Here is a 14585-nt window from a genome sequence, read left to right as displayed (position 1 = left end):
ATGCGACGATTTAAGACAAAAAGTAAATCTATATTATTATTAATGATGTTTTTCATTCTTTTTCAAACAGTCCAGCCAGTGAAAGCGGCTGTGAATCATGATGAGCTTTTCGTTCTAATCGGAGATAGCTTAATGAAAGCCAAAGATGGCGACCATTCAGCAGTTATGAGAAATATGGAGCTGTTTGCTAACGAATGGGCATCGATTAAGAAAGAAGATAAACAGGCTAAGAAGGTTGAACAAGAACTTAATAAGGTTCAAAGTTTACTAGCCAAAGAGAATGTGGAAAAAGAGGTTCTTTCAAAGAGTCTTTCCTCTTTATCAAGTGCAGTGGTTCTTTATGACCAAGAACAAAATCCACCGGATAAAGAAAAAGGAAAAGAGCAAGTAAAACAGCTGAAACCGCTCATCGCCACCTTGAAACAATCGATTGAAGATGGGAATCAGTCTGTTTTGAAAGCCCAATATCAAACGCTGTTAAATAAATGGTATGCCTCAGAAAAAACGGTTCATGATGAAAGTATTGTCGCCTACGGTAACATTGAAAAATACATGGCATTGATCCGAATTGCGATTACACAGAATCCCGCAGATTTAGAGAAGGCCAAAGCAAATGTCGAAAAGCTATCAAGTGAAGTGGAAAATTTCTTGGCTGGTAAGGTTTCTACTCAGGTTAAAGGGGATTATTCACTAACCGATCTAACTACATTATTGAGTAATGCAGAAACACAGATTGCAAAAGAAAACTATAAGAGTGCTTCTGACCAGTTAACTAAAATACTAAACATTTGGCCAATGATTGAAGGGGATGTTCAGACAAGAGACAGTAAGTTGTATAGTGATGTTGAAACAAAAATACCTACAGCTATTAGTCTTATAAACTCTGCAAAAGTTGATGGTCCAAAAGCAGGGGAGATCGTAAAGGAATTAAATTCTCGTCTAGCGCCGTTAATTCGTAAAACTGATTATTCTTTATGGGATGCCGCATTAATTTTGTTACGTGAAGGGTTAGAAGGGTTATTAATCGTAGCCACATTGCTTGCCTTTCTGAAGAAAATGGGTCAGGGCGCGAAACAGAAATGGATTTGGGCAGGTGTTGGAGCAGGGATCCTTGCGAGTGCTGTTCTGGCCATTATTATCAATATTGTATTCTCACGAATAGTTGCTGCTTCTAGCCGAGAATATATTGAGGGAATCACTGGGGTTGTCGCTGTCATTATGATGTTAACCGTTGGGGCATGGCTCCACAATAAATCCAGTATCGGGAACTGGAATAAATATATTAATCAACAAATGGAGCAAGCGATTGCCAGAGGAAGTCTTTTTTCATTTGCACTGATTAGTTTTCTGTCAGTTTTCCGTGAAGGGGCAGAGACGATCATATTCTATACAGGAATCACGCCCTATATAAGCTTGCAGCAACTGGTTTTGGGTGTAATCCTTGCAGTAGGAATCCTAGTTATTGTTGGCTTTGCAATTATCTACTACAGTGTAAAAATTCCGATTCGCTTATTCTTTAAGGCTGCAACCATTCTTATCTATTTCTTAGCCTTTAAAATTCTTGGTATTAGTATCCATGCTTTGCAAATTTCGAATGTGCTGCCGACTAGCACTGTACATCAGTTTCCGTTTATTGATTGGATCGGATTATATCCAACCTGGGAAACGACGATTACACAGTTAATATTAGTCATGGCTATTATTTTATTAACATGGATGATTAGAAAAAAAACAGTAATGGTGAACGTTTAAAGGGCTGCGGGCCCTTTTTTTCGTTCTCCTAAAAATTTTTCTCTAATAATCAAAGAACTTGTCTCATAAGTTTATAAAAGTGAGATGAGTATGGAGGAGAAAAAATTGGCTATTTATTATAAGGGGATATTCTTTTTAGCTGTAGCTGCTTTTTTGGGGGAAGGTATTGAAGTTTTAGTAAATATGATTCTTGCTCGAGAGTTAGGACCACACGGACTAGGTCTGTATATGTCCATTTTGCCATCGATCTTTTTTATTGTGTTACTATCCAGCTTTGAGTTGCCTGTATCGATTTCAAAATTTATTGCTGAAAGGGAAGACCGTTATCACCGAAATATCCTTCATCATGCGATTACGATTACGATTGTGTTCTCGGCTGTCCTTTTTTTAGCAGCTACTGTAATCATTCCGTTTATTCCTGTGTTTGACAAATATCATCCATACGTAAGATGGCTTGTTTTGATCTTAATACCCATCATTTCCTTCACCTCCGTCGCGAGGGGATATTTTATGGGCAAGCAGCAAATGGGGAAAATAGCAGTCTCAAATTTTTTAAGGAAAACGATTCAACTCGGAGGACTGTTCCTCCTTTTCCGTTTCTTTGCTTTCGACACAGCGGAGTCAGTGTTAATCGCGATTGGTACGTTTATAGGAAGCGAGATAGTTGTGTTCCTTTATTTAATATACATGTTTATTATCCAATTTCAGCAATTGAAGCGACAGCCATTTTCTAATATGAAACGTAAGGTAGTTCAGAAAAATCTAATGGCAGTTTCGATTCCAACAACAGGTCTTCGCTTGTTTTCAGCTTTTACTGGTGCCATACAGCCCTTTATCATTAAGGCAGCTTTGGTTCGCTCTGGCTTGAGCGATACATTAGCGACAGAGCAATTTGGAATGCTGATGGGGGTGGCCATTTCGATAGGCTTTTTTCCGGGTTTTATTGCTCACTCGTTAATGGTCGTTCTAATCCCAGCTGTGTCCAAGACTTACGCAGAGGGTGATTACCAAAGGCTCCAAAAAATGCTTCTACAGGTGATGAAGCTAACCTTTGTATATGGGGTCATATCCGTAGCTATTTTCTACTTCTTTGCACCCGAGTTAACGTCGCTATTTTTTAAATCAGAAACACCTGCCCTATTTTTACAATTACTCTGGCCATATTTCTTATTTCACTTTTTTATCATGCCGATGCAGGCCTTTTTGTTTGGACTTAATCTACTTAAAGAGACATTCATTCATATCATTTGGTCGACGATCATCTCTATTTCACTCATTCTTTTGCTTGCAGCCATGCCTGAATGGAGAATGAATGGCGTTATTATTGGAATGAATACAGGCGCTGTTTTGTTAGCCCTCATGCATTATCTAACGATCTGCAAGAAAATTGGCGTCAGTATTTTTATGAAAGGCTTCATTCAAAATACTACTGAGCGATAAACTCCTGAGAAATTTTCTGTATTACTGTAGGGGGGAATACTGTTAATTCCGTCTAATAGAATGAAGATCATTTTAAAGATGGAAAGGATGGAGAACATGCTTGCTGGAATTGCCCCATCATTTGAAGAAGTGGTAATGGAACATGGAAGATCCATTTATAAATATATTTTGTCTTTAGTGAAGCATAAAGAACTTGCAGAGGACATCTATCAAGAGGTATTACTCTCAGCTTATTTAGCATATCCTTCAATTAAGGAGCAATCTAAATACAAAGGATGGTTTTTTACGATTGCAATCAATAAATGCCGTGATTATTGGCGGAAGGAAAATAAATCTAAGCAATTTTGGAAGGAAGGAGTTTATTCCTATTCAGCCTCATTCGAACCAAGTGTCATTCCAGAAGAGGAAGTCTTACATAAATTTTCTGCTGAACAGATGGCTGAAAAGGTAAACCTATTACCGGAAATTTACCGTTATCCTATTTATCTTTATTACTATCAAAATTTCTCACTCATTGAAATCGCGAAGAAAAGTAATCTGCCAATGTCGACAGTAAAAACAAGAATGAAAAGAGCGAAGGAGAGACTTCGCCCAAAAATGCAATCACTCGCATAATTGCTTCATCAAAGAATATTCTTTGCAAAGGAGAATGTTGAAGATGACAGGAAATGAAACAAAAAGGTCTCCGGTACAGTTACTTCCGTATATTTCAAAGCAATATTACAACCGTTATACGCCTATCGATCATGCGGTATGGCGTTTTGTCATGAAACAAAATCATTACTTTTTAAAAGATATCGCCCATCCTGCATATGTGAATGGCCTAAACGATTCAGGAATTAAAACAGAATCGATTCCAAAAGTAAATGACATGAATACCAGTCTAGCCAAAGTGGGCTGGGGGGCCGTCACGATTGCTGGGTTAATTCCTGGCACAGCGTTTTATGGGTTTTTGGCAAATTGTATTTTACCAATTGCAACGGAAATAAGAAAAATACAAAATATTGCCTATACCCCTGCACCGGATATGATCCATGAGGCAGCTGGACACGCACCCATTTTATTAGATAAATCATATCGGGAATTTGTTAAGAAAATCGGCGAAATGGGAGCAAAAGCACTCTCAAGTAAAGAGAAGCTAGAGGTATTTAAAGCAGTTCGTCATTTAACGATTGTTGCCGAAGATCCAAATTCTACACCAGAGCAGGTTAAAGAGGCAGAAAGACTGGTAGCAGAAGCTAGAAAGAAGGTCAAAGGTCTATCAGAGGCCGATCAAGTTTCAAGGCTTTTTTGGTGGACGGTAGAATATGGATTAGTTGGTGACCTAAAGAATCCGAAAATTTATGGAGCTGGCCTACTATCATCAGTAGGTGAGAGTCAAAGTTGTCTTGCTGATGATGTCAAAAAGATCCCATTCTCAGTAGAAGAATGTATTAAGACACCATATGATGTCACAAAGCCGCAGCCGCAACTATTTGTTTGTAAGAACTTTGATGAACTGGCAGCGGCTATTGATCAATTTGCTTCTACCATGGCATTTCAAAAAGGTGGAACGGAAAGCCTAGAAAAAGCTTTGCAATCTGATAATCTCGCAACTGTTGTCTTCTCTTCAGGGTTGCAAGTGACCGGCACACTAACAACGATTTTGAAGGATGATAAAGGGGAAGCTGTTTATATTAGAACAAAGGGACCTACAGCACTATCGCTTGATCAGAAACAATTAGTGGACCATGGCAAAGAGACACATCATAAAGGCTTTGGGACATCAATAGGCAAACTTGAAGGAAAGATTGTAATTGAGAATAGCTCGCTTGATCAATTAAAGGATTTAGGCATTATTGAAGGAAGCGAAGCAGATTTGAAATTTGAAAGTGGTGTCAATGTAAAGGGAACCGTGAAGACTATTTTGTTGTCTGCAGCAGGTAAGCCAATCTTAATCTCATTTAAGGATTGCCAAGTAAAATTCAAGGATCAAGTCCTTTTTGAACCATCTTGGGGGCCCTATGATATGGCGGTGGGAGCAGAAATTACCTCTGTTTTTGCAGGCGCGGCTGATCCAGACGGTTACTTTGACTGGCCAGCAATAGAGGGAACAAATGTTGTAGAGGAAACAGTAGGGCAGCAGAGTTGGAATCAACTAGAAAAGCTATATGAGGAAATCCGCAGTTTACGTGAGAGTCCGGTGTGGAATGAACAGAGTTGGTCCAGCTTGGAAAAAGTAATATCAACCTTGGATCAGCAGTACCTCAATGAGTGGCTATTGAGGCTTGAAATACTAGAACTCTATAAGAAGCACAATGGCAGCCATCCCAACATTAAGCGTATAACTGAAATGTTACTGAAAAAAAACTGGGAAAAATCAATAAAGCAGGTGATTCAGCGTGGATTCACGTTAATATATAATAGCTAAACGTAAAAGGAGCTTGGATACCCAAGCTCCTTTTATATACTGACCTAATTCAAGCGGCTAGTCTTTACTAGATAGAATCCCCAAAATACGAAGGATGCTGACGAAAAGGTTAATAAAATCCAAGTATAGGTTCAATGCCATCAATGGAACTTCTTCCGGTCTTACCCCGTAATGCTTCATTCGGCTGAAATCAAAGAGGACATACCCACTAAATACTAATACGCCGATAAAGGAGTACGCAAGCATCCCTGTAGAGCCTAATGGAATGAAGATATTAAAAATGGAAATGGCCACTAATGCAAGCAAGGCAGCAAGCAGGAATCCTCCTAAAAAGGAAAAGTTATGTTTTGATTTAGTCGCATAAATAGCAACACCTGTAAAAACAACCGTTGTACTGGCGAATGCCATAACCACCACGTTTGCACCTGCTGTAGCTAAGTAATAAGCTACGATTGGATAAAGGGTTATTCCAGATATAAATGTAAAAATGTATAAGAATGAATAAGAAATTGCCTTTTTGCGTCTGAAAAAGAAGGCAACCATGAGCATGACAAATTCTAAAATAGCTAATGGCATAAATAGGCTAGATGGAACAAATACTCCTGCCATTGTACCCAAGAAAGCAATCGCAAGCGAAAGGGCAAATGTTCGTAAAACAGATGGCAAAAATTCAGTAGATGTTTGAGTATACAAATTTTTCACCTCAAAAATTATTTATTACTAACATATACGTTGATATGGTCAAGATGTTTCATTTTTTCTTAAAAAATCTTTATCTTCTTTCAATAAATCGCGAATTTCTGCTAAAAGCTCTTCCGTTCGGTCCACTTTCGCAACAACCGCTGCTGGTTCCTCTTTCTTTTTAAAACGGTTTAGGAACTTCACAAATAGGAAAATGGAAAAAGAAATGATTAAGAAATCAACAACCGTTTGGATAAATTTACCATATGCTAATTTTCCATAGGCAAGATCAGAAAAATCAAAATCAACGCCTCCAATGATTACCCCAACTAAGGGCATAATTATATCGGCGACAAGAGAAGATACTATTTTTCCAAATGCTGCACCGATAATAACCCCGACGGCTAAATCAATGACATTGCCCTTCATGGCAAATTGTTTAAATTCATTCCACATAAAAAACATCCTCCAAACTCACTTTTTACTTAATTGTACATTGTAGCGATAAACCAAGTAAAATAGCAAACAATTTATCATGAAATTAAGTTCATCTTTATTGCTTTTACTGCTGCATCAATCCGGTTCTTTGCAGCTAATTTTTGAATGATGATAGAAATATAATCACGAACCGTATAGCTGCTTAGGTGAAGAACCGTTGCAGCCTCATTGATAGATGCACCCTCGGCGATCAATTTTAAAACTTCTTTCTCACGTTGTGTTAAGACGCCATTGGAGTTCGCAAATTGTTGAAGTGCCTCATCCCCAATAGAAAAAAGCAATTCCCCTGCATAATGCCCAAATTTTATTAATGTGGCCAAGGTTTGAATAGAAACTTTAAATTGAGACTCTTCCCCTTTGTCCAAAAGGGCAATTCCGATCAGTTTGCTTTTTGTTGGGACAAATATTGGTAATATCACTAGTGACTTTAATTTATATTCCTGGACATATTTTTTAGGTAACACTTCAGCAGCATCTGCAAAATAAAGGGGCTGAGAATGATTTAGTGTATGAAAATATTTTTTTAGTAGGGGGAGCTTAAATAATTCTTCCCTAATTTGCTGAATAGTGGGGTTGCTTACATTATATCCAGAAACTCCGATTCCTTTGTCCTCGTATGGATTATATAAAAATAGGGCACAGCGATTAAAAGGCATATATTCTACTAAACCTTTAGTAATCGCCTTAACCGCCTCATCCGCACCTCGGGTACGTAGCAAGTGCTGTAAGAAGAGAAGTGATGCATCTTTCCATTCCATCTTACTTTCAAGATGATGTAGTTTTAGCTGGCGTAAATACATCCCCCTAATAAATTCAATTTCATGATTGCTGATAGGATAGTCTTTATGTAGCAGACCTATTATCAGGGTGTCATTCAAACAAGGAATTTGGACAATGGAAGCCTCGTCGCTGCTTGTTCCTAATAGTCTGGCAATCGCTGTTGATAAGTGGTCGATTTGACTTGCCTTTAAACCTTTGGACATTTCAATTAAAGGGGTATCTACATGATTTAGTTCAGAACAGACAACACTATCCACCTGATAATCATCCTGTCCCTTGTTAACGACAGCTATCCAATTGATTGGAATGACGTTAGTAGCGATAATAGTTTTTATCCATTTCTCATTCCGATCTTCTATATCTTGTGTTAACAACGTCTGGTCAAGTATTTTCGAAAAAAAGGATTGGACTGCTTGATGATCGAGAAATGTTGAAGATTTATTTTCAGATAACAGCTTATGAAATATATTTTCAATCGTTGTTAACAAGAATATTGACTCATTTTCATCATATTTGGAGGCGAAACGATTTTTCCATTCAGCAAGCAGGGAAAGAATGAAGGAGTCTACACTAGGGATTTTATCGTTAAGTACTTGTTGGAAGGCAATCTGGATTAGACAATCAAATTCATCCACTAAACTGTCCTTTCGGTATTTTAATGTGGATAGAACTTCCTTCCATTCTTTCATAAATGGTTTATTAAGCCCAATAAGGATGGATAGTCCTTTTTGAATAAGCTGTTCCACTTTGTGCTCCATGTTGGTTCCACCTCCACCAATAACCGTTTTAATATTCTTCGGTATAATTTTTTTCGATATGTCCGTAGTAGTAATCCGTACCCGACATTTGACGGGGTACAAGATTTTATACGATATATTTCGTGATTGTGGCGGTGAAATAACCGTAGTAAGGTATTAAAAAGAATATTATTAAAAAATTCAGAAAGTAGGTGAGCGATTATGGAAAATTCAATTCAGCTTGTTGAGGGGATGACAAGTAAAAGGGTTTTCTGGTCAGCATTAGGGTCGGGAATTCTGGTATTAGCGCTGCTATTAGTCTCATTTGGGATTTCGGGAGTAGCATATGCTGTCCCAATTGCTGGTGTGGGCGACTTTTATGTAGAGTTTGATAAATTGGAAGGGAATGGCTACACCTTTTTTCCAAAAATGGGTGAAACAAGCAGTGAAGATTCGGCTCCACAAGGCACAAATTTAATAGAAAATTTGACAATTGATAAGTTGCAATTATACAAGGATTTCAAGGTGGGCGGACATTGGATCCGAGTCAAGATTACCGCCTCCAAACCTGTACAGATTACCGGACTGCAGCACGATGCGAGTCTTATTGAAGCCGATGCAAAATTCCAAAACTTAGCGCTAAAAGAAAATCATAGCGATGATTGGCAAAAACAATTCCAACAAACCTCCTCGAAAATTACCTTAGAGCATGCAAAGCTTAAAACACACTATCTGTTTCAGAAAACGATTAATATGAACGGGATGAGGCTGACAGTTGAAAAGATTAATAAGAAATAAGGAATGGAGGAAAGTAGATGGGATTTACTAAATGGCGAAAAAGCCGACCGCTGTGGGGTGCTTTGATTACCATAATCAGCGGACTCATGATTTCATGGGTGCCTTTAAACCTATATTTAAGTACATTCCTTCCAGGGTCGATAGCTATCATAGGCTTACTTTTTGGCGGACTACTTATATTGATTGGAATTGTGGCCATATTCTTTCCAAATGCTTCCAAAATTCTAGGAATCTTTACTATTTTTCTATCAATACTTTCTGTTATTGGAGCATTAGGAGGGTTTCTTTTTGGCACGATATTTGGCATCTTCGGGGGAGCATTGCTGATGGCCTGGAGTCTGGCGCCAGTCAAAGTAAAAGTAACACCTCCAACTGAGATGGAAAAAATGGCCCAGACTTTCTAAAGGAGACCAAAAAATGTGGTGGAAAAGTAAGATGATCTTATTAAGCTTATATCTCCCGTTGATGTTATTAACAATTTTCGCTAATGGTGGAGCAGTTAAGGCGGAAGAACAAACTACAGATGGTTTTGTAATTGAGGCAGACCGAGTCGTTGGTTCCGGTATGACTGCAAACATCATTAAACAAGAAACCTCTACAAATAGTGGTAAACTAATGCTGCGTTTTCATTATAAATCCGCAATAATTTATGGAATGAAATTAACCAAGCAGGTAAATTCCCCAAAGGGTCCTGTAAGTATTAGTTTAAAAGCAAATGGACCTGTTAGTGTAAGGAATATGACTGTTGATACATCGGCTTTTGTCTTTAAAGGGGCTTGTGTAAAGGCATCAGAAACTGTTCCAGAGCTTGGGATGGAGCAGGTGGTCATGGTGGCTCATTTCATGGAATCAGAGAATAGTATTATTAAGCAGTTAGTTCTTAATACGGTTTCCGGTCAATCGACTGCACCCAAGCCCGAAAGGCTGAAAATTATTCAAGATTTAAGCTCCCTTCCACTTCATCAATTGGATAAAGAGCTTGATAAAATTTCAAGTGGACATATGCCTCTCACGTGTGAAGAGGGTTCCAAAATAGTGGAGTCACCTGATGCGATTGGAAAAATCACTGAACCGGTTGAAGATGTGATGGAAGTCGTGACCAAACCATTAAAAACGATTCCAAAACCATTGGAACCGATAGTAGATCCACTCAAGCCAATAGTGAAGCCTTTAGAACCAGTAACAGAACCACTTGAGCCAGTTTTGAAACAGCTCGAGACTCCAACGAAAAAGTTTGAGACGGTTTTGAAACCACTTAAGCCTTTAACAAAGTCGCTTGACCCAGTAGTCAGCGGAACTACGGAAAAGGTGGAACAGATTGTAAAATCCGTTTGTGAACAAATGGAGGATGCAAAGGGAGTAATTAATAAGGAACTGGCCCTGTCTCTAATTAATGAAGCCATTGAAAAGAAAATATTATTGAGTAGTGTCTGCCGTGGTGACACATCACTGACAACAGAACTTCAAAGCTTAGAAGAGGGTTTATTAAAATCACTCGGTCTTATTGATTTAATAGGAAAAGTCGTACCTGAGGATCCAATTGAACAGTTGAATAAAATGCGTGAAAAAGTTGCAAAGGAAAAGGAGGGAGCCATTATTTTTTCACCATAGAAAAAAGAGCAGGGAGTCCCTGCTCTTTTTGTGCTTAGATTAGAAAGCCCAGTTTCCGCCTCGAAATACGGGTTCTGTTTTGCCATCAGCGGTGATTCCATCGATGTCCATCTCCGTGGAACCAATCATGAAATCAACGTGAGTGATACTTTCGTTCAGACCGTTCTCTTTCAATTCTTCGGAAGACATTTTCTTGCCGCCTTCGATACAAAAAGCATAGGCACTGCCGATCGCTAAATGGTTTGAGGCATTTTCATCAAACAGTGTATTGAAGAACAGGACATTTGATTGGGAAATGGGTGAGTTATATGGTACAAGTGCAACCTCCCCAAGATAATGTGAGCCTTCGTCTGTATCGACAAGACGCTTAAGGATCTCTTCGCCTTCTTCGGCCTTTACCCCAACAATTTTTCCATTTTCGAACGTAATCGAAAAGCGGTCAATAATATTTCCACCATAGCTTAAAGGCTTTGTGCTAGCAACTGTTCCATTAACACCAGTTTTATAAGGAACAGTGAACACTTCCTCTGTCGGCATGTTGGCCATAAACTCGAAGCCTTTCTCATTTACACTGCCTGCGCCCACCCAGATGTGTTTTTCAGGAAGTTCAATTGTTAAATCCGTACCAGGGGCAGTGTAATGGAGCTTTTGGTATCTTTTTTCATTTAAATAATGAACTTTTTCATGAAGGGTTTCATCATGTTTTTTCCAAGCTTCTACTGGATTTTCAACGTCTGCACGCACGGCTTTGAAAATCGCATCCCAAAGTTTGCTTACTTGGTTTTCAGCAGGCTCATCCGGGAAAACTTTAGCTGCCCATGCCGGAGCGGCAGCTGCAATAACAGTCCAACTCACCTTATCTGATTGTGCTGCCTTCCGGTAATTCGCCAGTGCTTTTCCAGCAGCTTTATTGAAGTTGGCAATCCGTTCTGGATTCACGCCTTTTAGCAAATCAGGACTAGTCGAAATAACCGACATAAAGGCAGCGCCTTGATCGGCTAGATCATCCATTTCTTTGGCACGCCAAACAGGGTACTCAAGGAATGCCTCATCGGGAGCTAAGTCATATTTTGTTCTCGTAACGGTATCGTCGTTCCAGTTAACGATGACATTTTGTGCACCAGTTTCGTATGCCTTTTTAACAATCAGACGAACAAATTCGGCCGCATCTAAGGTGGCGTTTACGACTAAGGTTTGACCTTTCTGAACATTTACGCCCACTTTAACGGCTAGTTCAGCATATTTTTCAAGGCTTTTTTGAAATTCACTCATATGTACGTCTCCTTTTCATCTGGATCTTCCTTTATTGTAGCGTTTCCAATTGGAAAAAGAAACTGAAAGCCATTAAGCAAAAGGCTACCTGATAAAAACAAAAAAACAGTAAAGATTTTCATCTTTACTGCAACTTGCTGCCGTATACTTTTATATTTAAATAAACACCTGCGGAAAATAGGACTAAAAATGTAATAATTCCTGACAATGAAGTTGGAGCCATGAACTGGGATAATTCCATTGTTTCCACCGCCCTTATAATATTAACTTTTGTAAGTTAATTATAATACAAATTAGGTAAATGTGAACATTTTGTACAATTTTCTATGATTTATTGACATGCGATAGCATTTTCTAGGATCTCGCACCTTCCGCTCCAATCACTTATCGGACAACTCATTTTGTTAGTCTTGATTTTTTAAGGCTTGTTTCAGTAAATCACCTAAGCTTGTTCCAAAATCCTCTTTTTGCGTATATTTCTGGACAAGTTTTTGTGCTTCTTTCTTATTAACTGCTTTTTTCTTGTCTTCTGCTTTTTCAACGACATTGCATCGGCGGCATTGGAAGTAGGCGCCTGCTTTCCCGTCATGAATCTCCATTTTTTTATGGCACTGTGGACAGCGGCGATTAGAAAGCTTCGGGTCCTTTCTTTTCCGAAATGAACACTCAGGACTTGAGCAAACAAGAATTTTCCCATCCTTTGTATTTCTTTCCTTTAAGAATTCGTTACATTCTGGACATCTCGAGCCGGTTAAATTGTGAGCCCGGTACGTTTTGTCGCTCGTTTTTATTTCGGAAACCAGCTGCTCTGTTTGACGGCGAATTTTTTGTAAAAAGGCTTTTGGGTCTGCCTTTCCTTTTGAGATTCGTTCCAGTTCCTGCTCCCATTTGGCCGTCAGTTCCGGTGACTTTAATTCATCATTGACAAGGTCGATTAGTTGTTTGCCTTTTTTCGTTGGATGAAAGCGTCCATTTTGTCGTTCAACGACTTCTGTTTCCACAAGCCTTTCAATAATTTCTGCTCTGGTTGCTGGGGTTCCTAAACCGAATTTCTCCATTTGAGCTAGAACATCTGCTTCAGAATAACGCTGCGGCGGTTCGGTCCATTTTTGGTTCATGGAGCTATTTTTAACCGTAAAGGACTGACCTTGAGCTAATTTTTGCAGGCCAGTTACAGCATGTTCAGTATCTTCTTTTCCTAAGACTTTCTTAAAGCCCAAATCGATTACATTTGTTTCTTTTGCTGTAAATGTCTCACCTTCTACCTTGAAGGTAGCCTGAATGGTTTCATATTCATAAGCAGGTAAAAACAAAGCTAAGAACCGTCTAGCAATAATATCGTATAGTTTTCTTTCATCTGAATCGAGCTCACTAAGATTCAGCCGTTGTTCCGTAGGAATAATGGCATGGTGATCCGATACCTTTTCATTGTTAAAAACGCGTTTGGCAAGTACTATACCCCTATTTGCAAGAAGAGGGCGGACCTCATCCTTATATCCAGAAGCCATTCCTTGCAGGCGGTCTGTCATTGTGTTCATCATATCTGTTGTTAAATAGCGTGAATCGGTTCTTGGATAAGTAACTAATTTGTATTGCTCGTAAAGACGCTGTAAAACGGTCGAAGTCTTTTTTGCAGAAAAACCAAATCGCTTATTGGCATCACGCTGTAGCTCTGTTAAATCATAGGGTAGAGGCTGCGGCTCTGATTTTTTCTTTCTCTCAATTTTTTCAAGCACAGCTTTTTTCCCATTGATTTTAGATTGGATCGCTTCCGCTTTTACTTTATCGAAAAGGCGCTTTTCATTGTCTCGTTCCCAATCAGTTGAAAGCGGGCCGATTTCTGCCCGAATTGTCCAATATTCCTCTGGTACAAAAGATTGAATCTGCTGCTCACGCTCAAGAGCAAGTGCAAGCGTAGGGGTTTGAACTCGACCTGCAGATAGAGGATCCTTGTATTTGGTGGTCAATGCTCTTGTCACATTTAGACCAATTAACCAATCAGCCTCTGCTCGGCAAACTGCTGAATGGTAGAGGTCCTCAAACTGTTTGCCTGGTTTTAATTGTTTGAACCCATCCTTTATAGCCTTATCTGTTTGTGAAGAAATCCATAATCTCTTTAAAGGTTTGTTCCAGTGGAGCTTTTCAAGAATCCAGCGGGCAACTAGTTCGCCTTCACGACCTGCATCCGTTGCAATGATACATTCGTTAATATCTTTCCGTTTGGCTAACGCTTCAATGGCTCGGAATTGATGGTTTGTTTGCTTCATAACCATCAGGCCCATTTTTTGTGGAATGATCGGTAAATCTTCCAAATTCCATGTTTTATATTTTGTGTCATAATGCTCAGGCATTTTTAATTCAATTAAGTGTCCAAGGGCCCATGTGACAATATATTGATTGCCTTCCATATAGCTTTTATGTTTTTGATTGCAGCCAAGGACACGAGCTAGTTCACGGGCCACACTTGGCTTTTCTGCAAGTACGAGAGATTTCATAATTACTCCTTTCGGGTAAATCCAATTTGACCTTTTTATAGTATAACGGAACTTTCCTTTATTTTAAATCGTTGTAGCTCATACGCCGCTAAACCGGCAATTCCGCTTTTC

General features: G+C 39.0%; 12 protein-coding genes. 7 read left to right on the top strand and 5 right to left on the bottom strand.

What is annotated here, in order from left to right; genetic code table 11:
- The 4 genes from ACSU6B_RS11375 to ACSU6B_RS11360 all read left to right on the top strand — a co-directional run bounded on the left by ACSU6B_RS11375 (nt 1) and on the right by ACSU6B_RS11360 (nt 5602).
- Nucleotides 1–1752 carry an FTR1 family iron permease gene (locus tag ACSU6B_RS11375; protein WP_410885266.1) on the top strand — a complete coding sequence of 584 codons (1752 nt, stop codon included), beginning with the start codon at nt 1–3 and terminating at the stop codon, nt 1750–1752.
- 105 nt (nt 1753–1857) lie between these two features.
- Nucleotides 1858–3192, top strand: coding sequence for an oligosaccharide flippase family protein (locus ACSU6B_RS11370; protein WP_410885264.1), 1335 nt, complete (start codon nt 1858–1860; stop codon nt 3190–3192).
- Nucleotides 3193–3279: 87 nt separating this feature from the next.
- Nucleotides 3280–3807 (top strand): RNA polymerase sigma factor, encoded by a 528-nt coding sequence (locus tag ACSU6B_RS11365; RefSeq protein WP_410885262.1) that lies wholly within the window; start codon nt 3280–3282, stop codon nt 3805–3807.
- Between the two features lie 43 nt (nt 3808–3850).
- A complete protein-coding gene (locus tag ACSU6B_RS11360) occupies nt 3851–5602 on the top strand; it encodes an aromatic amino acid hydroxylase (protein WP_410885260.1) in 1752 nt (583 codons plus the stop codon).
- 57 nt (nt 5603–5659) lie between these two features.
- Here the strand turns inward: ACSU6B_RS11360 and ACSU6B_RS11355 are convergent, their stop codons facing one another.
- The 3 genes from ACSU6B_RS11355 to ACSU6B_RS11345 all read right to left on the bottom strand — a co-directional run bounded on the left by ACSU6B_RS11355 (nt 5660) and on the right by ACSU6B_RS11345 (nt 8319).
- Nucleotides 5660–6295, bottom strand: coding sequence for a Bax inhibitor-1/YccA family protein (locus ACSU6B_RS11355; RefSeq protein WP_410885258.1), 636 nt, complete (start codon nt 6293–6295; stop codon nt 5660–5662).
- A 48-nt stretch (nt 6296–6343) separates the two neighbouring features.
- Complete coding sequence (mscL, locus tag ACSU6B_RS11350) at nt 6344–6739, bottom strand: large-conductance mechanosensitive channel protein MscL (RefSeq protein ID WP_410885256.1); 396 nt, start codon at nt 6737–6739, stop codon at nt 6344–6346.
- Between the two features lie 77 nt (nt 6740–6816).
- Nucleotides 6817–8319: a response regulator transcription factor gene (locus ACSU6B_RS11345; RefSeq protein WP_410885254.1), complete on the bottom strand. Its 1503-nt coding sequence runs from the start codon at nt 8317–8319 to the stop codon at nt 6817–6819.
- 201 nt (nt 8320–8520) lie between these two features.
- Here ACSU6B_RS11345 and ACSU6B_RS11340 point away from each other — a divergent pair, with 201 nt between their 5' ends.
- From ACSU6B_RS11340 to ACSU6B_RS11330, 3 genes are read left to right on the top strand one after another with little or no spacing between them, the layout of a single operon-like run.
- Complete coding sequence (locus tag ACSU6B_RS11340; RefSeq protein WP_410885252.1) at nt 8521–9096, top strand: DUF6230 family protein; 576 nt, start codon at nt 8521–8523, stop codon at nt 9094–9096.
- Nucleotides 9097–9113: 17 nt separating this feature from the next.
- Nucleotides 9114–9500 (top strand): DUF6114 domain-containing protein, encoded by a 387-nt coding sequence (locus tag ACSU6B_RS11335; protein WP_215002946.1) that lies wholly within the window; start codon nt 9114–9116, stop codon nt 9498–9500.
- Between the two features lie 13 nt (nt 9501–9513).
- Nucleotides 9514–10707 (top strand): hypothetical protein, encoded by a 1194-nt coding sequence (locus ACSU6B_RS11330; RefSeq protein WP_410885250.1) that lies wholly within the window; start codon nt 9514–9516, stop codon nt 10705–10707.
- Between the two features lie 39 nt (nt 10708–10746).
- Here ACSU6B_RS11330 and ACSU6B_RS11325 read toward each other — a convergent pair whose 3' ends face one another.
- The gene (locus tag ACSU6B_RS11325; protein ID WP_410885248.1) at nt 10747–11979 is read right to left on the bottom strand and encodes an aminopeptidase; all 1233 of its coding nucleotides are present in this window, start codon (nt 11977–11979) and stop codon (nt 10747–10749) included.
- Between the two features lie 404 nt (nt 11980–12383).
- Nucleotides 12384–14474 carry a DNA topoisomerase III gene (locus ACSU6B_RS11320; RefSeq protein WP_410885246.1) on the bottom strand — a complete coding sequence of 697 codons (2091 nt, stop codon included), beginning with the start codon at nt 14472–14474 and terminating at the stop codon, nt 12384–12386.
- Nucleotides 14475–14585 lie beyond the last annotated feature (111 nt).

This window comes from Neobacillus sp. C211 (assembly GCF_051842875.1).
In the GTDB taxonomy this organism is placed as follows: Bacteria; Bacillota; Bacilli; order Bacillales; family Cytobacillaceae; genus Neobacillus.
The sequence above is the reverse complement of the archived record's forward strand: the minus strand, read 5'-3'. Positions and strand labels throughout refer to the sequence as shown.